Origin of the sequence: Arsukibacterium tuosuense, assembly GCF_900215315.1 — a bacterium.
Lineage (GTDB): Bacteria > Pseudomonadota > Gammaproteobacteria > Enterobacterales > Alteromonadaceae > Alishewanella > Alishewanella tuosuense.
On sequence record NZ_OBEB01000005.1, the window covers coordinates 260,752 to 285,927 of the forward strand.

Consider the following 25,176-nt stretch of genomic DNA (forward strand, 5'->3'; position numbering starts at 1 on the left):
AATCAGGGGATCCGCGCTGTCAATGCCAGGCCAGAGCGACCATCCCCGGGTTCACAGCTTATTGTCGCTTTGGTGTCTGCATTGGCACGTTGCTGCCAGCTGGCCTGCAATCTCAGGCTGTTATCGGCAAACTGTAAACAAAACTGTGGCGCAAACAAGGGTGCGGTCGCACCTGTCTCCAAACTGCTCTGCCACAACTGTTGCCAGCGCCCAAGCTGATAGTCACGTAATTCTGCCTCAGTACAACGAAAATCTGCCGAGCAAGGTGGCAGCACTAACGGGCTGTCCGGGGTAAGTTCAAGGGTAAAAGCGGGATTGTCGGAAATAGTGGCGCTAAGTTCCTGCACCAGAGTAGCGCTGAGGGCTACCGCTGTGGTTCTTTGAGTGGCATCAATCACATATTGTAAAGCAAGGGTTTGCCCGGCCAGTACGCCAAGCAAACCCAGCTTTAAAATCAGTAAAGTGATTAAAACTTCCAGCAGACTAAAGCCGCGTTGTAACTGCATATCCGTATGCCATAGCTAATTTACTTAACTATAAAGTTACAACAATATTTCAAAAGATCAAATTTTAATCAATGTAATTACCAACACTCTGCAACAGCCGCAGCGGTATCGGCGTTATCTACCAACTTAGTTCCCGCCTGGTTGATACCAAGCGATATACAGTTGGTGTCTTTTACCTGCGGTCCTCTGGCCGTTGCGGTTACCGTATAAGTACGCTGTGCCTGAACACTGCTGTACTCATATCTGTTGGCCGACTCTGTCATACATTGCAAGTTTGGCAGCACGAAACCTACCGAATCATAGCGCATATTCTGGGTATAGTTCCGCTCCATAAACTGTGACAACTCCATCAAACAACTGGTCGCAGCTGCTCTGTGGCTGCGCATAACGTGATTTTGATACGATGGGTAAGCAACTGCTGCCAGAATGCCAACAATTGCTACCACTATCATTATTTCAATCAGGGTCATACCTTTCTGGTTAGCTCTGTATATAGTCATTAGTTAATCAACTCCCGCCATGATAAACGTCCACGTCGAGTGCCGACATTCACCGGAACCATGTTTAAACCGACGTTAGAATCAGGTGTAATCGCTGTCGTTTTGTCACCCTCAGTAAAGAATACTGGTTCTCCGGGCATACCATCAAATTTAACACCACTGGCTGCGTCCCCATTAACTAAACCATCTGAGTCTAAAAATTTATCATCCCGTGACAAATCAAAGAAATGGTAGTTTAAACGGGTACCTTTAAAAGGATCCACCGCCATAATCCAGCCGTCTCCCTGCGGATTACATAAATCAGTGTCTGGGATAATTGAATTCATCACTAAACTTCCGCCGATAATTTGTGGTTTTGAGGTTATCCGCTCACGGGTATCTACTAAGTCCATTACCCAGCCGCGCTTACCATCCATATCATTTCCTGCGACATACGGTAAACTGCGACCGCTACGGGCCTCACCCGTGTCAGGATTAGCATAATCAACATTTGTCATGGTACGGGATACCAGCTGGCTACGGTTTGATATTTCTGCACCATCCTTCAGGCCATACCAGCTTTGCTGATCTGCATTAACGCTATCGCCAGTTTCAATAAATTTGCCTGTCCCAAAGAATACCCATAGCTCAGCTGTTTCAGGGTGGCTTTCCAGCGTAACACCACCAGTAATAGGTTGGCGCTTACCCGCGTTATCTTTGGCGACAAACAAGGGTGAGCCGCCGTAAGCAACATTCCACGAGCTGGCAGAGGCAGAGCTTAAATCAAACTTCCAGACGTTGCCGTTATTATCACCGGCAAATATCCAGTCTGTGTTACCATCTTTGTTCTGATCCCAGCCTTCAACCTGCCCCAGACCATAGGAGTCAGTCGCCGATGTCTGCAGTTTAATAACTGGCATATCGGCGCCTTTTTCCACATCTACCACCAACAGCCCGGATTTTCCGGCCGTATTGTTATAACCATAGCCCGCGACTACAGACCAACGACCATTATTCAACCGGGTGATCACGGGCTTGTGTGGCATCAAACCCAACTCCGGGATCTGAATATCCCATAACACTTTCACTGTGGTCGGGTCAGTGATATCCAGTGCAAACATCCAGTCACCACCGCGGCCCAGTGTGCTTACCAATACAGTCCGCCAGCTGCCATTAATGAAAACATCCGCCACTGTCGGCGAGCCATCAATATAGAACCGGTGCTCATAATCCTGATTGGCAAAATCAACCAGTCTGGCAGCAGGGGTAAGCATCGCCTGTGGCAGATAGGCAAAGGTTTCAATACCTGCAGTAGCCGACGAAGCATCTGCATTAAACGCATGTAACATCCCGTCGTTGGCACCAACAAATACCCGTGGCGCTCTGGATTTGGTCGATGTCAGATACGTCTGATAGCTTGACGCTTCACCCCAGCCAGTGTAGCGCTGATAATTTCGGTTTTGTGATTGACCGACATAAACCGGTGACGAGTGCGCAATATCGCCCAGCAATGACGACCTTTCCCGGAAAATACCTGTTGGATTTGAGCCTGATTTTTCTTTAGCTCTGCTGCCACGCAAGTAATTAACGGTGTCTTCGTTGTTCAGTGCTGATTTTTCTGTAGTAGATAGATTAGCCCACTCAAAAGCAAAACTAGCTGGATTCGCTCCTGCCCCCCGGCTGGTCTGAATATTCCGCGCGCTCAACTCAGGGAAATTTGCAGACCACTGCACATTCGTCGTTTCAACATCACGGCTGACTAAATCACCACTCCAGCTTGAGGTATTAAATGAAGCCTGGAAAACGCTGTTATCTTCTTGCAAAGTGGTAGTGGTCGAAGCCAGATTTGACGCAGACGCCACCCGGTTAACAATATTTCGCAAGGTGTTAGTCAGTTCGGTATTAAATGTTTCCGGATCTCTTGCACTAAAAAATCCTCCGCGACTGTTTACACCAGCATGGAGCAAATCATCTATTTTTCGAGGATTACTATCGGGTTTTGGCCAGCGGCTGTCATCTATTGGCCATTTTTTAGCATCTTCGACATTTGTTATAGAACCATCAACCCCCAACCCTACTCCGTAGGTTACCATATGTTGCCAGTCAGCAGGATCCAAGGAACCACTGGGTACATTATTATCTAAATCTGGCCGCAAATCAGTTTTCCAGTAATAATGGGCAATATCCGCCAGGGTATCAGCGTTACCATCACCATCTGAGTCGCTAAAGCCGCGGCTCTGATTGGTATAAAAACCGTCGGTCATCAACACGGTAAAATTCTGCCGGCATGATACCAGGCCGCTACTGGTATTTTCCGGTTCAGCCCGGTAAGGCTCGTTAGTTTTAAAATAATCTCCGGCAGCCTGTAAAGTAGATTTTAACGGAGTTCCGGATGTGGTATCAGGCCGGCCATAAAGCCAGTTATAAAACTGATTTTTACCCGTGCCTTCAAATGCTCTGACCCCCCTTTCCACTTCTGGGTTGCGGTTTAACCTGCCATAACCAACCCTTATTCTTTCTGGTAAGGTTTGGAACGCTGTGCCGATACCGGCTTTAGATAACATTAACCGGCTACGGTAGTAAGAATACCAGTTGGCAAAATTCTGAATAGTTTCACTATCCTGATCAGCTACAATATAGCGTCTGTAACAACTATTACTACTTGGATCTTCACATAAATCTGTGTCATATAAGTAGTAATCCGCAGTACCTGAGTTACCACAATATGCATCCCCGCCACCATCCTGATATTGCCAGGTTGCCCTGAAATTAGTATTCAGATTGACCGTAGCGGAGCTGCTGCTATATCCATTAAATTTAGCAGCCGTGAAAGATGCATCAGGGAAAGGAGTACCATTTGCCTGGAGTGGCGGATTATAGGTTATTTCCGGATCAAAATAGGCTTTATTGATATTAGGTGATCTGCCTCGTGCTCTGTTAGTCACACTTGTATCATTCCTGCAAAGACCACTGATACTATCTGGCATATATGACCAGGCCATAGAGCCAGAGTCATCCAGCATAAACAGGATATTGGGCGGTACGTCACTACCTGTTTGTAATGGTACCTGAGGAATAGCAAGTGTTGTTGCCGCATGAGCGCTTGATACACCTACTAGCATACCCATGCTAAACATAATCCAGGCATTTTTTGAGATGGTACTAAATTTACTCATTTTAGAGTTCCTCATAACCTTACAAACGCCAAATGGTTTGCATTAACACTTCCGGCGTACCGGGTGTAACTATATTTCTGGCCGTAACCCGGAAGGTAGGCGACAAACAATCATTGCTAATAGTTGTGTTACTTGCGCAATCAGGTCTGAGCGGTGAAGGCCATTCTCCGAGATATTCGATAAAGTACTGGGCTGAACTGGCCATATCAGCATTTATAACCGGGGCAGCACGCCATTCTGTTAACGGGTCCTGCCAACGGTCAAGGTCGGTTAACACAGGCACGTTATAAAACCAACCATTGGCTGCAATCTGAGTCCTGGGATCTGGCATTTGCCCCGCAATCCAGTCTTCAGCTGAACGTAATGCCGCTTCAACTTGCTGCACCGCCAGTTGTCTTTCGTATAAATTTGCGGTCATCCGCTCCTGCATTACCGAACGTTGCATACTGGCTACTGATACCAGTGTTATTACCAACAGCAATAACAAGGCTACGACCAGAACAGCACCATTTTGACGATAATAGGTTCTCATTTTATTACCTCATAACCTGTTGCGTACAGCAGCAAAAAATTCAATAGTCCGCATTTCTATAGGCAGATCGGCGTTTGTAAACGCATCCGGGTCCATTACTAAAGAAACCTGAACCCCAGTTACGTTCCCCATATCAACAGCTGCCGAGAATGGGGCTGGCCCGAATGGCTGGTTGCCGTCCTGATATGCCAGATTCAGACTGGTCACACCAAACAATACTTCCTCACGTACCAGATTGCCGCCAATAATAATTTCCCGATACAACGAATTAATCGCCGGATCGTCGGTACTGGGGGCGACTAACCATAAGGCAGACTCAAAGCGCATTAACATGGCTCCCCCCAGAAAGACGCGCGGCCGTGCATCAGCGCAGACAAATGGCGATTGATAACCTAAATCTTCAGAACAATTCAGTGGCGCTCCAACAGCATGGCTAACCGTATTTGCTGCTGTAGCTGATACCTGAAAAATTGCCGCCAGGGTATCGTCGCATAACATGGCAATTTCACCAGCCTGCAGCGGAGTCGCTTCATTAAGATTTAACACCGGTGGTACATGGCTGCTAACGGATGCACTAGCGCCGGCCCCATACATTAACCGTATTGACTGACTCACGCCGTTGGTACCTGCCCCAAAACCTTGCAGGCCACCTTGCCATTGCGACCACGGCGGCGCACCGCCAATAACGCTGACAAAACGAGTTGAGTTGTTGCAACCGGCAAAACCAGCACTGCGAATATCCTGTGACATTAGCTGAAACGCTAAGCGGGCACTGCTTTGCAACGATGCCAGCTCATTATTGACGCGGTTCGTGGTCTGATTTGACAAAAACACGCCAATAACACCGCCCAACAGCACTAATCCCAGTACCAAAGCAATCATCAGCTCGACCAGTGTAAAGCCCTGACTCGCTCTGCACTGCCTCATGGCCTTACCTCCATCACTACCACAGAATTAGCATTCAGGCGTTGATCAGACCAGTCAATAGTGACGGTATAAACGCCATCAGCCCATTCAACCAAGGCGCATTCAGCAGTTACTTGTTTTACATCTTCCTGCCAGTCTCTGGTTACCGGAATTCCGCCGACACCATCACAAGTACTCATTTCAAAGGCATTAGTTCTCGAAACCGGACCGGTGGTGCGCATTACTTCAAATAATGTTTCTGTTAAGATTACAGCCATCGCCCGCTCGTGCGCGGTATTAGTGCTTCTAAGACTAACTGACTGCAAGCCCACCACCCCTAAAATACCAATCGCCAAAACCAGAACGGCAATTAACACTTCAAGTAAACTTGTACCTTGCTGTTTGTTAAATCCACTGACTTTATTCATTTTCATCTTCCTACGGAGCTGGACAGCCAGCATTTTGCTCGCTGATCACCGCTAATTGGCCGCCTGAACGGATTCTTACATTTCGACTATTCGGGTTGATTGACGCCGTTGGATGACAAACCCTTAAGGTTGCCTGCAGTGGCAAACGATTACCTGTTCTGAGTAATCCTTGCGGCGTTATTCTAATCTGGTCGCTAGCGTCTGATAACGACTCACTGGCCAGAACGACTAACTGAGATGATTCCATAGTACCTGCCCGCAGTACGCTACCCGGTTCAATTCCAGCTGGATCGGCTGCCAGCCCGACTATCCAGCCTTGCCAGCCAGCGGCTGGCGCAGCGCTGCAACTGCTGTTATCTGCAGAGTGACAGAACGCTACCGTTGCATTGCTTTTCACTGCTTCAGTTTTAGCGTATTCAATTGCAGCCAACAGCAGATTTGCCTGAGCATTTAAGCGATTACCATTTACCAGATTAGCGAAACTCGGTACTGCCACCGTCAGGACAATAGCTAACACGGCGACTGTCACCATTAGCTCAATTACGGTAAAACCACGTATCCAGCGGACCGCTGGACGTGGTTTTTGCCTGTTATCTGCAAGCACTAATGCCATAGTGATTTCCATTTTTAGTTTTATTAAATAAGTAAAAACTTTTTTGTTAGCGTTACCCTAGCAAAACAACATGACTATTCCTACGCGAACACCGACTAAAGGCTTTTTCAGCCGATAAACGGCATAGCCATAAAATTAGCAATCGATGCTAACTCAGATTAAGCTTTAGTGCCTGCTTAACCTGACTAAGCGCTCTGCGGCTGACTTCCAGCCTGTCGTCCAGCCCTGCTAATTCAATATAGTGTTTACCGTCCGGCGCAGCGCGCAGTGCACTAAAATAATCTCTGTTGATTAGCGTACTTCGATGAATGCGCACCAGTTGCTGCGGATAACGTTGCTGCAACTGACTTAAGGTTTGCTCCAGCAATGCCTCGCCCTCAGCAAATACCATCCGGACGTACTTACTGTCCGCACTGAAATACAGCACTTTACTCAGATTAATTTGCCGTGTCGCTGAACCTAGCTGATAGCTGATTAGCTCATCTTTTGCCGGAGTTCGTTCCAGATGGGCCCTGGTGCGATTACCAAGCCGGGCCAGCGCGGCACTTAACCGCTCAGCTGAAACCGGCTTTAAAATGTAATCTGCCGGACATACCTGGTAGGCATCCAGCGCGTGTTGCGGGTGGGCGGTCACGAAAATTATCGCCGGTGGCAATGGCTGGCTGGCCAGCGTTGCGGCAAGTTGCAAACCATCGCCGCCGGGCATTGCTATGTCCAGTAACAATACATCAGGCTGCAGCTGCTGGCACAGTTGCAACGCCTGCTGGCTGTTTTGCGCCTCACCGACACAACTAAAACCCGCTACAGAACCCAGTAAACGTTGCAACCGGGCGCGGGCCAGCGGCTCATCATCTACGATTAATACTTTCATCTGTTGGCGCCAGACTGATTTTTAGGTAACACCAGTTTAACCCGAAACTTATCATCGACAATACTGTGGTTTAAGCTGGCACTGTCGCCAAAATATAGCTGCAATCGCTGTCTTATATTGGCAAGTGCCACGCCATTACTGCGACTTTTATCCAGGGCCGGCACGAACGGATTACTGATAAGAATGGTTACCGACTGGCTACTGTTAATCAGTTCAATATCAATGCTGCCGCCCTGCTGGCAACTTTCAATGCCATGACGGACCGCATTTTCCAGTAGCGGTTGAATGGTCAGCGCCGGCACCTGCAACTTGGGAATACTGGCCGGCAGTTGCCAGTGTTGCTGCATCCGCCCGCCAACTCGCCATTGCTCTAATGATAAATATTGCCGGGCCAGCGTCAATTCGTCTGCCAGACTGATTTGCTCACCGGCATGCATCGCGGCCCGGAACAAATCTGCCAGATCAAGCAATGCCTGCTCGGCAGCCTGACTGTCTTGCTGCGTTAGCTCCGCTGCAGTGTTTAAACTATTGAACAGAAAATGAGGCTGGATCCGTGCTTGCAATGCGCCTAATTCCGCCCGGCTTTGCGCAGCAAGTTGCTGGTTGCGCTCGGCATGCATCAGGCCCAGTTGAATCGCCATCAGCCCGACAACCAGCGCAATCATCAGATTAGCCAGAATAAAATGCAGAAAGCTCTGAGACAGCAAAACCCCGGCATCGTGCAGCCAGAGCCAGGCCAGACCGCTGATAAGCGCCGTGGTTAAAAAAAGCAGCAGCAGGCAACTCGCTGCAATGGTCAGAGGCCGCTGCCGGCTAAGGGCTGGCCGAAGTTTGCAATAGGCATAGCCGGATAACAGGGCTATCCAGTATACGAACAAGCTGATCAGGCCTAAACGCTGCCACGGGCTTTCCAGTGTGCCGGGCGCAAAAGCCAGCATAATGGCGACTGCCTGTGCCAATACCAGCACTCTGAGCACCATCCGGCCATGACATAAATCGGGTAGTGGGAAAATTGGGTAAGGTGTTGCAGTTGCTGCTTTATTCACCTTAGCTCCTGTATCCTGTCTAGCGCAGCTCTGCCGGAATGGCGAACACCACATTCTCTGGCCGGCCCGGGTTTTCATTCACCGTATGGCCGCCCCACATTTTCAGCTGGGCCACAACTTGCTGCACTAACACCTCCGGCGCTGATGCCCCGGCAGTAACACCTACTGCTTTAATATTTTCAAGCCAACTTTGCTGAATATCATTGGCAGTATCAATTAAATAGGCTGTACAGCCCATTTTCTCTGCCAGCTCGCGTAAGCGGTTTGAGTTACTGCTGTTTTTAGCGCCAACTACCAATAATAAATCGGCTTTTGATGCTAAATCACGCACGGCGTCCTGCCGGTTTTGGGTGGCATAGCAAATGTCGTCTTTGCGGGGTCCGTCAATATCCGGAAAACGCTCACGCAGCGCTGCAATCACATCCGCAGTATCATCTACTGATAAGGTAGTCTGGCTGGAATAGCATAACTGTGCCGGGTTTTTAACCTGTAACCTTGTCACGTCTTCCACCGACTCGACCAGATAAATGCCCCCAGCCGGGTTATCATACTGGCCCATGGTGCCTTCAACTTCCGGATGGCCGGCATGACCAATTAAAATACATTCAATCCCTTTACGGCTGGCCCGGGTCACTTCCATATGCACTTTGGTTACTAATGGGCAAGTCGCATCAAAGACTTTTAATCCGCGTTGCTTCGCATTCTCCCGCACGGCTTGCGACACCCCGTGTGCGCTGAAGATCACAATATTGCCATCAGGCACTTCATTCAGCTCATCAACAAATACCGCCCCACTGCGACGCAAGCCATCTACCACAAACTTATTGTGGACAACTTCATGCCGTACATAAATAGGATGCTCGTATAATTCCAGTGCCCGTTCAACAATACTGATAGCGCGGTCGACTCCGGCACAGAAACCACGTGGGTTGGCTAACAAAATGTCCATCTGTTCAGCTCACTTTTACAATTTCAATATTAAACGTCAGGGTTTGTCCGGCCAATGGATGATTGAAATCTACCGTGACGGAATCCCCTACCACATCGCGCACTAAACCAGGCAGTTCTGAGCCATCAGGCATAGCAAAGCCAATAATACTGCCTACTTTTGCTGGCGCATCGCTGGAAAACTTACTGCGATCAACGTAATAAATGTTATCCGGGTTAGGCATACCATAGGCATCCTGCGGGTCCAGGGTAAAGGTTTTCTTGTCACCCTCCACCATACCCATCAGATGGGCTTCAAAAGCTGGCGAAATACTATGATCGCCCATTTGTAGCTTAGCCGGTTTATTATGGACCCGGGTACTTTCTGCCGCACTGCCATCGGTTAAGGTAATGTCAAAATGGAATATAACGGTACTGTTCGCACCAATTTGTGCCTGCGTCATGCTTTAACCTCGGGTTTACTGCTAAAACTATCCCAAATTAACAATACTGCGCCAATAAAAATAACAGAGTCGGCCAGATTAAATACCGGATAACTCCAACTCTTATAAAAGACATGGAGCATATCAATGACATAACCGTATATGGCCCGGTCAATTAAATTGCCGATAGCGCCAGCCAATACCAGCGACAGCGCCAGGCTCAGCTTCAACTGCGCCCGTCCTACCCGGCTCAGCCAGACGGCGATAACAATGCTAATCACCACCGCGATACCGGTAAAGAACCAGCGTTGCCAGCCGCCGGCATCACTTAAAAAAGAGAAAGCCGCGCCTCTGTTGTAAACGTGTGCCAGCTCAAAAACGGGTAACAATGGAATGCTTCCCTGATACGGAATGGCATGTAATACCCACTGCTTTGAGGCCTGATCCAACACAATAAATAGCAGAATAAGCCACCACCAGCGCCAGCCGGTTTCTTTGAGCAACCGCAGCAACCGCATCAGGCAAACTTCCTTTGCTCGCCGCTACCGGCGACATTACTGACACAACGTAAACAGATACCCGGATGCGCCGGATCAGCACCGACATCATGCCGGTGATGCCAGCAACGCTCGCATTTAGCGGCAGCTGACGCGGTTACCAGTACTTTTAAGCCCGCGATATCAGTGGCAACAGCTTGCTCCGGTGCCGGTTCGCTGCTGACCTGTGCCGTTGAGGTAATTAACGCAAAGCGTAATTCATCACCCAGTTTGCCTAAAGCAGCAGCCAGTTCAGCGCCAGCATACAATGTTACTTCAGCCTGCAATGAGGCACCGATTTTGTCCTCGCGCCGCGCCGCTTCCAGCACTTTATTTACTTCATCCCGTACCTGCAGTACCTGCTGCCAGTATTTATCGTCAAACTGACCAGCCGGAACAGTAGCAAGCACGTCATACCAGACATCTGTAAACACATATTTACTGCGCTCGCCTGGCAAGGCCTGCCAGATTTCCTGGGCGGTAAAGCTCATAATCGGTGCCATCCAGCGCACCATCGCCTCAGCAATATGATACAAAGCAGTTTGACATGACTTACGGGCCAGGCCGGTCTGGTGCGCGGTGTACTGGCGGTCTTTAATCACATCCAGGTAAAAGCTACCCAGCTCAATAGTACAGAAGTTCATCAGTTTCTGGCTGACCTGGTGAAACTGGTAATTGTCATAAGCCTCAACAATTTCCTGCTGCAATTTGGCAGCGCGGCTGACCATCCACAAATCCAGCTCAACCATTTCATTAAACGGCACCAGATCGGTTGCCGGGTTAAAGCCATTCAGGTTTGCCAGCAAAAAGCGTGCGGTATTGCGAATACGCCGGTACTTGTCCGCCGCCCGGTTCAGAATTTCATCTGATACTGTCATCTCAGAGGTATAGTCGGCCGTAGCCACCCATAACCGCAAAATATCCGCGCCCAGTTTGTTCATGACGTCCTGCGGCGATACCACATTACCTAGCGACTTAGACATCTTGCGGCCTTCACCGTCTACGGTAAAACCATGCGTCAGTACCTGACGGTACGGTGCATGCGCTTTACTGGCCACGCCGGTCATTAACGATGACATAAACCAGCCCCGGTGTTGATCCGACCCTTCCAGATATAAATCGGCCTGCTTGGCATGATTAAATTCCGGGCGCTGGTCCACCACAAAAGCATGGGTTACACCGGAATCAAACCAGACATCCAGGGTATCACTTACTTTAACGTACTGTGCTGCGCCGTCACCCAACAACTCGCTGGCTTCTAAGTCAAACCAGGCCTGAATACCGCCCTGCTCTACTTTTTTAGCGACTTGCTCCAGTAATGCCTGGGTATCCGGGTGTAAGGCACCGGTATCTTTATCAACAAACAGCGCGATAGGCACGCCCCAGGTACGCTGGCGCGAAATACACCAGTCAGGTCGGCCGGCCACCATTTTTTCAATTCGTTGCTGACCCCAGTCCGGGATCCAGCGGGTGTTGCTGATTTCAGCCAGCGATTTCTGCCGTAAACCTTGTTTATCCATACTGATAAACCACTGTGGCGTCGCCCGGAAAATAATCGGCGTCTTATGGCGCCAGCAATGCGGGTAGCTGTGTTTGTAGGCTTTATGGACCAGTAAGGCACCGGCGGCTTTTAACGCCTCAACTACGCTGTCGTTGGCTTTAAACACATGCTGGCCGGCAAATAACGGGGTATCTGGCAGGTAAACACCATTAGCCCCCACCGGGTTCGCCACTTCCAGACCATATTGCTTGCCGACGACAAAATCTTCCTGACCATGGCCAGGTGCGGTATGGACACAGCCGGTACCTGATTCAGTAGTAACATGCTCACCCAGAATAACCGGCACATTAAAGTCATAAAGCGGGTGGCGCAGCTGAGCCAGCTCCAACGCCTCACCTTTACAGAAGCCGAGGGCATGGTAGTGCTCAATATTAGCTCTGGCCATCACGTCAGTAACCAGATCGGTGGCGATAATTAACCGCTCCGGGCCATTCGGGCCCTGTTCAACCTGCACCAAACTATAATCCAGCTTGGCATGCACGGCTACCGCCCGGTTAGCCGGAATAGTCCAGGGTGTGGTGGTCCAGATCACGACCGATACCGGGCCCTGGCCACGATGTTGCTCCGGGTGGTCAAATTTATCCACCAGCTGCTCATCCACCAGCGCAAACCGTACATCAATCGCCGGCGATACTTTGTCCTGATATTCTACTTCCGCTTCCGCCAACGCTGAGCCGCAGTCGGTACACCAATGCACCGGCTTAAAGCCTTGTTGCAAGTGGCCATTGTCGATAATCTTTCCCAGTACCCGGATGATGTTAGCTTCAGAGCTGAAATCCATGGTCCGGTACGGATTATCCCAGTCACCTAACACGCCCAGGCGGACAAAGTCAGTTTTCTGCGCTTCAATCTGGCTCTGTGCATAGTCACGACAGTGCTGACGGAACTCCGCAACCGATAATTTAACCCCGGGCTTGCCGTGTTTCTTTTCCACTACCAGTTCAATCGGCAGGCCATGACAATCCCAACCCGGCACGTAAGGCGCGTCAAAATCAGACAGTGTTTTCGCCTTAACGATGATGTCTTTCAGAATTTTGTTAACAGCATGACCAATATGAATATTGCCGTTGGCATAGGGAGGGCCGTCATGCAGAATAAAGTTTTTCTTACCTTTTTTAGCCGCACGGATCTGCTGATACAGGCCATCTGCCGTCCACTCTGCCAGCATTTGCGGCTCGCGCTGAGCCAGATTACCACGCATGGCAAAGGCTGTTTCAGGCAGGTTAAGGGTATGCTTATAATCGCTCATCCGTTTTATTCCGTTTTAAAAGTTAGCTTACGCTGCTGGCAGTTGTGGCCAGGCGACTAAAATAAGTTTTAGCAGCATGCATATCTGCCGTAATTTGTTGCTGTAACGCGGCTAAATCGGCAAAGCGCTGTTCGCTTCGCAGTTTATGGCGCAGGGTTACTGCTATCTGGCTGCCGTATAAATCGGCTTTAAAATCAAAAAGGTGCGCTTCAAGTTGCTCACGCTGGCCCTGTACAGTTGGCCGGTTGCCAATATTTGCCACGCCTTGAAAACTGCCATATTTAGTGTCAGCAGTAATGGCGTAAACCCCGCGAACCGGCAGCTTGCGCCGGTATAACCAGACGTTGGCCGTTGGAAACCCTAAATCCCGCCCCAGCTTACGGCCATGGCGCACCCTGCCGGTTAAACTGAATGGCCGGCCGAGCATTGCCTCAGCTGCTGCTAAATCGTCATGTTGCAGTGCCTGGCGGATCAGGGTACTACTGACCCGTTGCTGGCCAAGCTTTAAGCTGGATGTACTGGTTAAACCGAACTGATAACGTTCAGCAGCCAGTGCCAGCATGGCAAAGTCACCGGCGCGGTTATTACCAAACCTGAAATCATCTCCAACGATCAGTTGCTGAGCGCCGAGTTGTTTTAGCAACAGCTGCTCGATAAACGCCTCAGGCTGAATGGCAGCAAACCGCGGATTAAAATCAACACAGATTAAACGGTCAATACCCAGCTGCGCCAACTGGGTATATTTTTCCCTAAAACGACTTAAGCGGGCTGGCGCAGCACTACCGGCAAAAAGCTCCAGTGGTTGCGGCTCAAACACCATCACACAAGACGGTAAATTTAACCGGGCGGCAATAGCCTGCACTTTTTGCAGCACAGCCTGATGCCCCAGATGAACACCATCAAAATTACCTATGGTCAACACGCAGCCATGATGCTGAGGTTGAATATTATGTAAGCCGCGAATTAACTCCATGCCTGCCTTAAGGTTGCCGCTACTGCTTATAAACGCGGCATTATAACCACTAACTTAATTGCTTTCAGCAATAGTTTGCACTCGGAAATGGGATAACCGCACCCCCAGTAACCATAACATGGCAAAATAGCCGACAATACCCAGCACGCATAATAAAGCCAGGCGGCCCGCCTGTGCCCAGAAGTCCAGCGCCAGCCACACCGTAAAAGCCGGGCTTAACCAATATAATCCGCCCGCCATCAAACAACTGGCCACAGCTATTTTTGCCAGGAAGAGCCAGCTGCTTTTACTGAAATTAAATACCCCTGCCAGCGCCAGGCCACGGTACAGTAAAAAAGCATTTAAACTGGCTGACATGGCCGTGGCTAACGCCAGGCCGACATAACTGAGCCAGGGCGCCAGCATCAGGTTAAACACCATATTAGCCACCATGGCAATAATACCAATCCGCACCGGGGTTTTTATATCCTGGCGGGCATAAAAACCAGGGGCTAACACTTTAATCAACATAAAACTCAGTAAACCAGTGGCATAGGCCATCAGACTGTATGACACCATTTCTACATCGTGCTGGCTGAATTCACCACGCATAAACAGCAACATGATGATCGGCTTAGCCAGCACAATAAGTGCTGCCATTGCCGGTAAGCCAAACATCGCCACAAAACGAATAGCCCAGTCCAGGGTGTGCCTAAACTTTGCCCCGCTGGCGGTAGCGTGATGTCTGGACAAATTAGGTAATATTACCGTAGCAATGGCAATACCAAATAACCCTAACGGAAACTCGATAAGCCGGTCAGAATAATACAACCAGCTAACAGCGCCGGTCAGTAAAAATGAAGCAATCACGGTATCGAGCAATAAATTAATCTGGCTAACCGAAACCCCGAACAAGGCGGGTAGCATCAGGGTTCGAATTTTTTTAACGTTCGGGTCGCGCCAGCCCCATTTTGGCATCACCAGCAAGCCGGCCTTGGCCAGAAACGGCAGCTGAAATAACAATTGTACCAGGCCGCCAATAAATACCCCCCAGGCCAGCGCCATTGCCGGTTCATCAAGCTCTGGTGCCAGGTACAAAGCCGAGCCAATAATAGCAATATTTAAAAATACCGGGGTAAACGCCGCCACGGCAAAGCGGTTGTAGGTATTAAGTACTGCGCCGCTAAGGGCCACCAGGCTGATAAACCACAAATAAGGAAAGGTAATTTTCAGCATCAGACTGGCCAGCTCAAACTTATGCGCCTCGGGCCCGTCATTCAACCATTCGATAAACCAGCCCATACCAAATAACAAGGCAATAACGGGCGAGGCCACTACCCCAAGTAAGGTGACCAGGGTAACTATTACCCCCAGCGTACCGGCCACTTTGGCAATTAACTCCCGTACGGCATCATCGCCATGCTGGGCTTTTACTTCACTTAATACCGGAACAAAGGCCTGCGAAAAAGCGCCCTCGGCAAATAAACGTCGTAAAAAGTTAGGGATCCGGTTGGCAAAAAAGAACACATCGGCCGCCGCACCTGCGCCGACAAAATTTGCTACTACCACATCACGAATTAAGCCTAAAACCCGTGAAATCAGTGTCATAGCACTGACAATTAAGCCAGATTTCAATAGTTTTCCCGACACCCGCTACTCCTTTAATCGCGCCTGGGCTATTTTGGCCCGTTATCACTACCGATTACCAGTAGCTGTAACAATTTAATTCCTGCACTTTCACGTTAAAGCATTTGACAACGGGCCATTAAATAGGCATATTATGCGGCCTTTAAAGAGTCCGGTTTTAGTTTTTAGGAGTGTTACCTTGGCTAACATTAAGTCTGCTAAGAAGCGCGCAATTCAATCAGAAAAACGTCGTCAGCAAAACGCCAGTCAACGTTCTATGATGCGTACTTTCATCAAGAAAACCTACGCAGCGGTATTAACTGCTGACGTAACCGCTTCAACTGAAGCGTTCAACAACATGGTACCTGTAATTGATCGTATGGCGGCTAAAGGCCTGATCCATAAGAACAAAGCAGCACGTCATAAAGCTCGTTTAAATGCGCATGTTAAGGCATTAAAAGCTGCTTAATTGATAGCGACCAACAAAAAAGCCAGCGCAAGCTGGCTTTTTTGTTGGTGTTGCCAGTATGTCAGCTGCAATACAATTTATGCATTAACGCAATAAGTTGCTCTGCTTCATCACTGCTCAACCGATAATACACCGTCTGTGCGACTTTGCGGGTTTTAACCAACTTGTGCCGACGTAGTAAAGCCAGATGCTGGGACAGCGCAGACTGGCTTAAATCGAGTTTGTCATTAATATCACCAACTGACATTTCGCCTTCCAGCAGGTGACATAGGATTATTAAACGTCGCTCATTCGACACAGCTTTTAACAGTTTCACTGCTTGCGCTGAATTTTCCAGCATGTCATTCAAGTTCATTTTCATTTCTCTGGCTTTCTGAATTTGGCTGATTATTACCGATTAGACCAGAATGCGACAAGATAATCATTCTTGTTTAACAATATTAAACATTAAACGAATATTAATTAAGCAAAATGCAGTATTCAGCATTAATGCTGAAGTGACTGTACCAAATTGCATATTCGTTTAGCCGAGAACGGTTTCACTACAAAGGCGTTAGCGCCACCGGCAATCGCATCCTTAAGATTTTCCACACTGGAGTATGCAGACACCATAAATATCTGAGCCTGATTATCCAGTTGTTTGAAACGCCTTAATAATACCTTGCCGTTGATGTCTGGCAGCTGAATATCAAGAAAAACTAACTGAGGGTGATAGGTAGCAAATAACTGATCGGCACTGGCACCATCCGCCGCTTCATATATTGTGGTTATACCAAGCTGCCCCAGGATCTGGCGCAAGTACTCGCGAACGGTACTGGTATCGTCTACCAATAGTGCTGACGTATAAGATTGTTGAGCTTGCATCCCTGAAGCCTCGTTGCCAAAATTCCGAAAAAAACTTTTGCCCGGAAGCCTTATCCTGAGCACAATGCATTTCACCGCCCCCTGCTAGGGCCGGCATAAAAAGCATGCTAAAGTCCCGATAATGTAACAACACTAAGGCAGAATGAAAAGATGAAATTGTGGTTAACAACAATAATTGCGGCAACAAGCTTTGCTATCAGCGGCAGTGCTACAGCAAATCAGCTGGAACTGAATAATGATCTGGCCTACAAATTGGTAGAATCACTTACAGTTGAAGTCGGCCCGCGACTGGCAGGCAGTGAAGCTGACGCCCGGGCAGTCGCCTGGGCAGAGCAAAAGTTTAACCAGTTAGGTTTTGACAAAGTCTGGACCGAACCTTTTACCATGCAGTACTGGGAGCGGGGTAATGCCAGCCTGCGGGTTGAAGCCCCCTTTAACCAGGCGCTGGTGTTAACCGCACTGGGTGGTTCAATCGGTACCCCTTTTGATGGCATTAGCAGTCAGGTAGTTATGTTTGACAACCTGCAGCAGCTGCAGCAAGCCGACCCGGCTAACGTAAAAGATAAAATCGTTTTTATCAACCAGGCTTTACGCAAAGATATTCGTGGCAGCTTTTACGGTCAGGTTGTTGGTGCCCGGGCCCAGGGCGCGGTTGAAGCAGCCAAGCTGGGGGCCAAAGCGATAATTATCCGTTCGGTTGGTACCAGTAATAACCGCTTTGCCCATACCGGCATTATGCGTTACTCGGAGGATGTACCAAGGATCCCGGCTGCGGCTATTTCAGTACCGGATGCCCAACAGCTTAGTAAAATGCTGGCAATACACCCTGAAACCAGTTTAAGTCTGAATATGAAAAACAACCTGCCGGGTGAAGTGACCAGCCACAATGTTATTGCCGAAATTACCGGCAGCAAACGCCCGAAAGAGATAGTATTAATCAGTGCTCATATTGACTCCTGGGACGAAGGCACCGGTGCACTGGATGATGGTGCTGGTGTAGGCCTGGTAATGGCAACCGCAGCCCTGTTAAAACAACATAAACCAGAGCGCACTATCCGGGTAGTATTATTTGGCAACGAAGAAGGTGGTCTGATTGGTGCACGTGCTTATGCTGCCCGCCACGCTGCTGAATTAAAAAACCATGTATTTGCCTCAGAGTCAGACTTTGGCGCTGGCCGGATTTGGCGTTTTGATACCGGCTTTGGTGAACAGGCGTTGGCCTTTGGTTCAGACCTTCAGCAGCAACTTAAGTACCTGGGCATTGAAGCGGGCACTAATACCGCTTCAGGCGGGCCAGATGTATCAGTATTAAAAGCCATGGGAGTGCCGGTCGCCTCGTTACAACAGGATGGCACCGATTACTTTGATTTCCACCACACACCAAACGATACATTGGATAAAATAGACCCGGCTGCACTACAACAGAATTTACAAGCCTGGTTGATTATGACCCGGATCATTGCCAACAGTAATGTCGATTTAAGAAAGTAACGCTACAGTCGGCACATTTCGCAGTTAATTTGTCAGCGCCGGGCGATGCCGGCGCTGCATATTGCGGGTAATCCACAACTGCATCCCTACTATCAGCAGAATGGCTGCCGACGGATAAAAAAGCTGACTGAGCGGCAGCACAAAAATAGTCAACGCTAATAACAGACAGGCAAAAGGTAGCAATTCATAACCCCAAAATGGCACCGGGCCGTTTTTCCGATCCGCAAAAACGTCATCTTCCCGCCTGTGTTCTGAACGTACAATCCATACCAACGCACCAGCCAGGAATAATAACGCACCTGATGCCACGCCAAGCGCTGATGGCAATACCATCATACCGACTAAACCAGCAACCATGTAACTGTAAGGTAAAGGTTCATATATTGTAGTTGGTAGCACAGCGTCACCCTCCTATATCAACCATAACAACGTTATAAGTATAGAAGCCTGACAGTGTTTTGCTTGTTTTTTATACAACCGTACAGTCAGTCTGTTTATTAGATTAGCTTTTTTAAAGGCGATTAAAGCACTAAACCCTATAAATCATCTTGTTAGCCTGCGGCCCCCATCATGACGACCTCTAATGCATTAAATAATATAATGCGAAAGAGGTAAAATTACTCAGTTGATGAAAAGTTAGCCAATATGGATAATGCGCGCCACTTTGGTAGGCATTGCGGCGGTACGGTATGGAAAGCATGGTGTATGACATTATCAGCTGGGTTGGTTTAACCATCTGTATCGGGGCATTTTTTATAAAAGATGTGTTCTGGCTTAGATTAGCCACATTAATAGGTTGCAGCCTGTTATTTGTCTACTACAGCCATATTGCAATCCCTCAGGGCGTTATTTCAAACCTGTTGGTGCTATTAATTAATGCCTATTATTTAGTACGTTTTGCCAGTGCCCGCAGAAAAGCATTGAATGCCAGTAAATTAGCTGTCCCGGCCTCTACCGCTTTAACAACGGAAAACTAGGTAATGCTCATGGTAGCTTACCCGGGCTTTTTTCAGGCCGGGTGACAGGCTATACTTAGCCGCTTAAAGCAGTTGGAGCCGGCACATGCAAGATAATGAACTTGACCTGTTTCTGCAGGAAATGACTGATGTTAAACCTTTGTCGCAAGATGAAGTGCGCCAGCAAACTGAATTCAGCCCAACGCTAGCTCAGCAAGCCCGGCGCAAAGCGGCAGAACAGGAAATGGAGTACGATCCCAACTATCTGAGCATGGAATATGTTGATTTAGTCAAACCGGACGATCCATTCGCATTTTGTAAAGATGGCGTCCAGCAAGGTGTATATCGAAACTTACGGCTCGGCAAATACCAACTTGACGCCACGCTTAATCTGCTGGGTAAAACCCTGACAGAAGCCCGCAGCCAGCTAATCCATTTTATTGACGATTGTCATAAACGTGGCATCCGCACCTTACTGATCCATCATGGCATGGGCCGCAACAGCAAACCTCATCCGGCAATACTGCGCAGCTATGTGTTTAAATGGCTACCCCAGTTACCGGCTGTACTGGCCGCACATACCGCACAACGCCAACATGGTGGCTATAGCGCCACCTATGTGCTGCTACAAAAGAATGCGGAGCAAAAACGCCAGAACCGTGAGCGACATACCAAGAATTAAATTAACAGATTAAGGTATTGCTCAAAAGCAACAGGCTGAAAGCATCAAGGGGCCAGCGTTATTTGTCAGCCAACGCTGACAACAACCCTAACCCCTTGATATTTGGTCATTCCACTTGACCGAATCTTTTCCTGCAGCCTTAAGTCTGATTAACCGTTCAGATTAACAACCAGGCCGCTTCGGCTTTGGTCAGAAACGCCGACAGTGCCATAAGACACACAACAACGGCGATTGCAGTAAAGCCAAAACCACGACTGGACGCTTTACTCATAACATACCTCAGTGACGCATTTTATTCTTTTTATTGGAATTTCAGTTTAAGTTACCCCAAACCGTTGCTGAGTGTAGTTAACTTGTTACAAATTTACAATAACTGTGTTTTTAACCAGTTAGTAGCCTCTGACCAAATCTACCGGGTTAAGTAGGCTGCTACCTTGCTGAGCGCGGCGATAATTATCGGCAATCTGGCTGACGACCGTGCTGACATTTGTTACCGCTGACACATGCGGCGTTATCAGCAGCGCCGGATGCTGCCACAGTGGGCTGGCCGACGGTAGCGGTTCCTGGCGGAATACATCCAGGCAGGCCGCCACCAGTGGACCATGATCCAGTGCAGCCAGTAGCGCCGTTTCATCAACGATAGCTCCCCTGGCGACATTAATAAAAATGGCACCGGGTTTTAACGCCTGAAAAAACGCTTGGTTCAGCAGGTTCTCTGTTACTGACGTTAGTGGTAGCAGACAAATAACCACATCTGCCGCTGCGACAGCATGATGCAGCTGCTCAGCCCCGGCAAAGCTTTGAATATTTTTCAGGCTTTTACCACTGCGAGCCCAGCCGGATACCTGGTACCCTGCCTGGCAAAAATGATCTGCGACCGCCCCACCCAGTTCGCCCAGACCCAGCACGGTAATATGGTTAAGTTTGCGCGGGCTTTTCGGCCGCCACACCGATTGTTGCTGCTGGCGACTGAATACATCAAGCTGTAGCCGGTAATAGCTGACAATACCGTCAAGATACCCGACCATTGCGTCGGTTAGTGCCGGGTCAACAATTCTGCTGATTGGCAGTTCTGGTAAGGTCGGGTCAGCGAGGATTGAATCGACTCCGGCACCAAAACACTGAATGGCTTTTAAGTTCACCAGACCGTTCAGACAACCAGGTGGCTGTTTCCATACCACAGCAAACTCCACTTCTGCCGGGTCCTCCAGTTCAGGCCAGATTTCAATCCGGGTCTCCGGCAGTGCTTGCTGCAGCCGTTGTTGTAAGTCATCCAGTTTTCGGTCAGGAATGATTAAAGCAATGCTCATAGCCAATTTCACTTAATTAACGCTGAAATAAAGTCATAGCTGATTCTAGCGCAAAAACCCCATTGCTAGCGACAACAGCAAACTTCCGTAAATTGCCATAAAACTGTCGCGCCGTTGTCATATTGCAGGGTTAGCCTGCAAGCACTGGCCGTTACATCGGTATTATGCGGGAGGTTTTATGTTTAATGTCGAGCAGGTTATTCAGCAACAAATGCCCGGGATCACTGGTAAACCCTGGCTGTATAAACCGGTTAAAGGTGCCTTAAGTTATTTGCTGCATGAACAGGAGTTTGCGGCGTTCAGCCAGCAATATCCTCATCTGCAGGGCCTTGATTTTGTCGAGCAGGTGCTGGAGTACTTTAACTTCAGTTACAGTGCCCGCGACACTGAAATTGCCCGGATCCCCGCCAGTGGCAAAGTGGTGATTATTGCCAACCACCCTATTGGTTCGTTAGATGGCCTGGCGCTGATCAAACTGATCAGCGATATCAGACCCGATGTCAAGATCATTGCCAACCAGCTATTAATGTCAGTAACTGCCCTGCACAGCCTGCTGTTACCCGTCAATAACATGGAAGGCGGCACTGAGCGCGGCCGCTTAAGTGAGATCAGGAAGCATTTGCAGCAGGACGGTGCGCTGGTGTTATTTCCGGCGGGGGAAGTGTCACGCCTGAAACCAAACGGTGTGCGCGATGGTAAATGGCACAACGGTTTTCTGCGTTTTGCCAGCAGTGCTAAAGCCCCGATATTACCGATTTATATTGATGGCAGAAATTCAGCGCTGTTTTATGGCGCCTCGATGCTATATAAACCTCTGGCAACGATGCTGTTGGTGCAGGAGATGTTTAAGCAACAACGCAAAAACATCACCATGCGAATTGGCGAGCAGATCCCGTTCGACAGTTATGGTCAACTACCGCTATCCACTAAAGAGCAGCTTAAACTATTTAAGAAACACCTGTACCGGCTGGCGAAAGACAAAGCACCGTTGTTACGTACCCAAAGTACTATTGCCCACCCGGAACTACGTAGCGAATTAAAAGCAGACCTGGCAAAGTGCCAGCCATTAGGCACAACCAGCGATGGTAAACTAATTTATCTGTACCATCATCAGCAAAGCTCGGCGCTGATGCGGGAAATTGGCCGGTTACGTGAACAGGCCTTCCGGGCAGTGGGTGAAGGTACCGGTAATAAGCGCGACATTGATAAATACGACAGCTACTATCACCACCTGATCCTGTGGGACCCGACAGAGCTGGAAATGGTTGGTGCGTACCGGCTGGCACCCAGTGCAGAGGTTATTGCTAACGCAGGGGTGGATGGCTTATACACTGCCAGCTTGTTTCACTATAACCAGGCCATGCAACCTTATTTAGAGCAGGGGCTCGAACTTGGCCGCAGCTTCATTCAGCCACGCTATTGGGGAAAACGCAGCCTCGATTACCTGTGGTATGGGATTGGCGCCTATTTACAACACAACCCACAAATCCGTTATTTGTTTGGTGCGGTGAGTATTTCGGCCAGTTATCCGCAAACTGGCCGCGACTTACTGGTCTATTTTTACACCCTGTATTTTGGCGTAAAGAACTCGCCGGCTCTGGCTAATCAGCCTTACCTGTTATCTCCGGAGCAACAACAAAGCCTGCAGCAACACTTTTGTGGTAATGATTACAGTGCCGACTTTAGCCAGTTAAAGCACTTGTTAGCCAACATGGGGCTGAACGTGCCAACCTTATACAAACAATACAGCGAACTGTGTCAGCCAGGCGGTGTCAGCTTCTTATCGTTCAGTACCGATCCGGCCTTTGCCGACTGTGTAGATGGTCTGGTACTGGTAGACCTGCAGCAACTTAAGCCAGCCAAACAAGCGAGATATCTGAGTTAGTGGCAACAATGCGCAACGTAAAGGCTGTGTAAAGATCGAACGAAGTTCAGTTAGCATTAAGTCTCAGCTGCCTATAACCTCTATACTTGTGTAATGTGTCGTCAATTTTATTGGCGCCAATACCGCCCACTGTGGAGGAAACCACTATGTATAGCACCAGTTTAAGCTTAAAAGCCCTGTTACTGAGTGTGTTGCTGGCCTTCAGCTTCAATGCTAAAGCCAGTGAGTCTCTGTCGCAGGCAGAACTGGACCAGATACTTGCACCGGTCGCCTTGTATCCGGATACCGTCCTGACCCATGTGCTGATCGCGGCCACCTACCCGTTGGAAGTGGTACAGGCTGCCCGCTGGTCAGAGCGCAACCCCGACCTGAGCGGTGATGCTGCTGTGCAGGCCGTTGCCGCCGAGGACTGGGAACCCAGTGTGAAAGCGCTGGTTGCTTTTCCTGATTTGCTGCAGCGACTCAGTGACGATTTGGACTGGACTCAGCAACTCGGTGAAATGTTTTTAACCGACGAGGCAGCAGTACTGGCCAGTATTCAACAACTGCGGGAACGTGCTTATCAGCAAGGTTCGTTAGATAAAATGAAGCACCTAACAGTGCAGCGCGAGCGCGAGGTAATTGTTATTGAACCGCGCCGGCCCGAAGTGATTTACGTGCCTTATTATGACACCCGGGTAGTATATGGTAACTGGTGGTGGTCATCGTATCCTCCGGTATATTGGCATGCGCCCCGGGGCTTTCATGTCAGTAGCCATTTTTACTGGGGCCCCAGCTTTACGGTACGGCCATCGTTTTACTTTAGTATTTTTGACTGGCATCACCGCCATATCGTAGTTAATCATCACTATTATCATAAACCGCCGCGTTATTACCCGCGTCGTAACAAGCATTATACTGATGCCCGGCGCTGGCAGCACGACAGCTACCACAGACGCGGCGTGCATTACCGGCACGAAGTGTTAAACCGGCAGCATAACTTTGGCTATGCCCGCCAGGTCAGCAAAGAATACCGGGCAGAAACAGGCAAGCGTCGGGAGCAGCAACATCGCAACCAGTACAATACTAACCAGCAAAGTCGTGAACATACCGGTACGCAGCGTCCTGCTATGCAGAGGCGTACCGCTGAACAGGTGAATTTACGGCAGGCTCCTGCAGCGACCGCCAGCCGCCAACTAAACAACCAGCAGCGGGCTGAACGGAGTGAGCGTGCAGAGCGGCCGCAGTTTAACAGCCGCGAACAACAGGCAAACCGGCAGCAGCAAGTAAGGACGACGGTAACCCGGCCAATGGAAAGCAGCGCCGCGAAGCATGCTGAACGGCAGCAGTTGGTGCGCCAGCCGCAAGCACGGCCGGAGCAGCGGACAACCCCGGTAACCCGGCCGGAGCCACAGGTTCAGCGCAGCCAGCCGCAACGTCAGGTGCAACCACAACGCCAGGTACAACCGCAACGTCAGGTGCAACCGCAACGTCAGGTGCAGCCACAACGCCAGGTGCAACGACCGACTCCCAGCGTCAGTCGTGAAGTACGCAGCAGCCGCGACGCCCGCAGTATTCAGTAGTTGGCATTAGTCGGTTATTTAGCCAGGGTAATAAACCCTGGCTTTTTTATTGCGACTAAAGTTGGGGCTGGCACTGTGTTCGGCAGTGCTTTACAGTATTACTTAC

General features: G+C 49.3%; 25 protein-coding genes. 6 read left to right on the forward strand and 19 right to left on the reverse strand.

The features are described from left to right. Positions 1-2: 2 nt before the first annotated feature. From CRO03_RS12075 to murJ, 15 genes are all read right to left on the reverse strand, one after another. The gene (locus CRO03_RS12075; RefSeq protein ID WP_097111879.1) at positions 3-506 is read right to left on the reverse strand and encodes a prepilin-type N-terminal cleavage/methylation domain-containing protein; all 504 of its coding nucleotides are present in this window, start codon (positions 504-506) and stop codon (positions 3-5) included. A gap of 77 nt (positions 507-583) precedes the next feature. Further along, complete coding sequence (locus tag CRO03_RS12080) at positions 584-1,006, reverse strand: type IV pilin protein (RefSeq protein WP_097111880.1); 423 nt, start codon at positions 1,004-1,006, stop codon at positions 584-586. Next, positions 1,006-4,161: a pilus assembly protein gene (locus CRO03_RS12085; protein ID WP_170949006.1), complete on the reverse strand. Its 3,156-nt coding sequence runs from the start codon at positions 4,159-4,161 to the stop codon at positions 1,006-1,008. The genes CRO03_RS12080 and CRO03_RS12085 overlap by 1 nt, the downstream gene beginning before the upstream one ends. 19 nt (positions 4,162-4,180) lie before the next feature. Next, positions 4,181-4,693, reverse strand: a complete 513-nt coding sequence (locus CRO03_RS12090) for a pilus assembly PilX family protein (protein WP_097111882.1) — start codon at positions 4,691-4,693, stop codon at positions 4,181-4,183. A 9-nt stretch (positions 4,694-4,702) separates the two neighbouring features. After that, positions 4,703-5,620, reverse strand: a complete 918-nt coding sequence (locus CRO03_RS12095) for a PilW family protein (RefSeq protein WP_097111883.1) — start codon at positions 5,618-5,620, stop codon at positions 4,703-4,705. Next, the gene (pilV, locus tag CRO03_RS12100) at positions 5,617-6,027 is read right to left on the reverse strand and encodes a type IV pilus modification protein PilV (protein WP_170949007.1); all 411 of its coding nucleotides are present in this window, start codon (positions 6,025-6,027) and stop codon (positions 5,617-5,619) included. The genes CRO03_RS12095 and pilV overlap by 4 nt, the downstream gene beginning before the upstream one ends. Before the next feature lie 10 nt (positions 6,028-6,037). Further along, the gene (locus CRO03_RS12105) at positions 6,038-6,640 is read right to left on the reverse strand and encodes a GspH/FimT family pseudopilin (protein WP_170949008.1); all 603 of its coding nucleotides are present in this window, start codon (positions 6,638-6,640) and stop codon (positions 6,038-6,040) included. A gap of 148 nt (positions 6,641-6,788) precedes the next feature. Further along, positions 6,789-7,511 carry a LytR/AlgR family response regulator transcription factor gene (locus CRO03_RS12110; protein WP_097111886.1) on the reverse strand — a complete coding sequence of 241 codons (723 nt, stop codon included), beginning with the start codon at positions 7,509-7,511 and terminating at the stop codon, positions 6,789-6,791. Next, positions 7,508-8,557, reverse strand: coding sequence for a sensor histidine kinase (locus tag CRO03_RS12115; RefSeq protein ID WP_097111887.1), 1,050 nt, complete (start codon positions 8,555-8,557; stop codon positions 7,508-7,510). Before CRO03_RS12115 ends, CRO03_RS12110 begins: the two co-directional genes overlap by 4 nt. Before the next feature lie 19 nt (positions 8,558-8,576). Further along, positions 8,577-9,506: a 4-hydroxy-3-methylbut-2-enyl diphosphate reductase gene (gene ispH / locus CRO03_RS12120; protein ID WP_097111888.1), complete on the reverse strand. Its 930-nt coding sequence runs from the start codon at positions 9,504-9,506 to the stop codon at positions 8,577-8,579. Positions 9,507-9,510: 4 nt separating this feature from the next. After that, positions 9,511-9,948 carry an FKBP-type peptidyl-prolyl cis-trans isomerase gene (gene fkpB, locus CRO03_RS12125; RefSeq protein ID WP_097111889.1) on the reverse strand — a complete coding sequence of 146 codons (438 nt, stop codon included), beginning with the start codon at positions 9,946-9,948 and terminating at the stop codon, positions 9,511-9,513. Then, complete coding sequence (lspA, locus tag CRO03_RS12130) at positions 9,945-10,445, reverse strand: signal peptidase II (RefSeq protein ID WP_245861636.1); 501 nt, start codon at positions 10,443-10,445, stop codon at positions 9,945-9,947. The genes fkpB and lspA overlap by 4 nt, the downstream gene beginning before the upstream one ends. Next, a complete protein-coding gene (gene ileS / locus CRO03_RS12135; protein WP_097111890.1) occupies positions 10,445-13,273 on the reverse strand; it encodes an isoleucine--tRNA ligase in 2,829 nt (942 codons plus the stop codon). The genes lspA and ileS overlap by 1 nt, the downstream gene beginning before the upstream one ends. Before the next feature lie 22 nt (positions 13,274-13,295). After that, the gene (gene ribF / locus CRO03_RS12140; RefSeq protein ID WP_097111891.1) at positions 13,296-14,246 is read right to left on the reverse strand and encodes a bifunctional riboflavin kinase/FAD synthetase; all 951 of its coding nucleotides are present in this window, start codon (positions 14,244-14,246) and stop codon (positions 13,296-13,298) included. Between the two features lie 54 nt (positions 14,247-14,300). Beyond that, positions 14,301-15,875, reverse strand: a complete 1,575-nt coding sequence (gene murJ, locus CRO03_RS12145) for a murein biosynthesis integral membrane protein MurJ (protein WP_097111892.1) — start codon at positions 15,873-15,875, stop codon at positions 14,301-14,303. A 175-nt stretch (positions 15,876-16,050) separates the two neighbouring features. Here murJ and rpsT point away from each other — a divergent pair, with 175 nt between their 5' ends. Next, the gene (rpsT, locus tag CRO03_RS12150) at positions 16,051-16,320 is read left to right on the forward strand and encodes a 30S ribosomal protein S20 (protein WP_097111893.1); all 270 of its coding nucleotides are present in this window, start codon (positions 16,051-16,053) and stop codon (positions 16,318-16,320) included. A 61-nt stretch (positions 16,321-16,381) separates the two neighbouring features. Here rpsT and CRO03_RS12155 read toward each other — a convergent pair whose 3' ends face one another. Beyond that, a complete protein-coding gene (locus CRO03_RS12155) occupies positions 16,382-16,681 on the reverse strand; it encodes an ArsR/SmtB family transcription factor (protein WP_212682410.1) in 300 nt (99 codons plus the stop codon). A 125-nt stretch (positions 16,682-16,806) separates the two neighbouring features. Then, a complete protein-coding gene (locus tag CRO03_RS12160) occupies positions 16,807-17,184 on the reverse strand; it encodes a response regulator transcription factor (RefSeq protein WP_097111894.1) in 378 nt (125 codons plus the stop codon). Between the two features lie 150 nt (positions 17,185-17,334). Between CRO03_RS12160 and CRO03_RS12165 the strand changes: the two genes are divergently transcribed. After that, positions 17,335-18,675: a M20/M25/M40 family metallo-hydrolase gene (locus CRO03_RS12165; RefSeq protein ID WP_097111895.1), complete on the forward strand. Its 1,341-nt coding sequence runs from the start codon at positions 17,335-17,337 to the stop codon at positions 18,673-18,675. Positions 18,676-18,699: 24 nt separating this feature from the next. Here the strand turns inward: CRO03_RS12165 and CRO03_RS12170 are convergent, their stop codons facing one another. Further along, positions 18,700-19,074 (reverse strand): hypothetical protein, encoded by a 375-nt coding sequence (locus CRO03_RS12170; protein WP_097111896.1) that lies wholly within the window; start codon positions 19,072-19,074, stop codon positions 18,700-18,702. Positions 19,075-19,364: 290 nt separating this feature from the next. On the opposite strand from CRO03_RS12170, the gene CRO03_RS12175 reads away from it, so the two are divergent. Together CRO03_RS12175 and smrA are read left to right on the forward strand one after the other, a co-directional pair. Then, a complete protein-coding gene (locus CRO03_RS12175) occupies positions 19,365-19,652 on the forward strand; it encodes a hypothetical protein (protein ID WP_097111897.1) in 288 nt (95 codons plus the stop codon). An 85-nt stretch (positions 19,653-19,737) separates the two neighbouring features. Then, entirely contained in the window at positions 19,738-20,313 is a 576-nt protein-coding gene (gene smrA, locus CRO03_RS12180; RefSeq protein ID WP_097111898.1) for a DNA endonuclease SmrA, read from the forward strand. A 389-nt stretch (positions 20,314-20,702) separates the two neighbouring features. Here the strand turns inward: smrA and CRO03_RS12185 are convergent, their stop codons facing one another. Then, on the reverse strand, positions 20,703-21,623 hold the full coding sequence (locus CRO03_RS12185) for a 2-hydroxyacid dehydrogenase (RefSeq protein WP_097111899.1): 921 nt from the start codon (positions 21,621-21,623) through the stop codon (positions 20,703-20,705). Between the two features lie 178 nt (positions 21,624-21,801). Here CRO03_RS12185 and olsF point away from each other — a divergent pair, with 178 nt between their 5' ends. After that, positions 21,802-23,508, forward strand: coding sequence for a bifunctional ornithine lipid synthase OlsF (olsF, locus tag CRO03_RS12190; RefSeq protein WP_097111900.1), 1,707 nt, complete (start codon positions 21,802-21,804; stop codon positions 23,506-23,508). Between the two features lie 146 nt (positions 23,509-23,654). Continuing rightward, positions 23,655-25,070 carry a DUF3300 domain-containing protein gene (locus CRO03_RS12195; protein WP_097111901.1) on the forward strand — a complete coding sequence of 472 codons (1,416 nt, stop codon included), beginning with the start codon at positions 23,655-23,657 and terminating at the stop codon, positions 25,068-25,070. Positions 25,071-25,176: the final 106 nt, after the last annotated feature.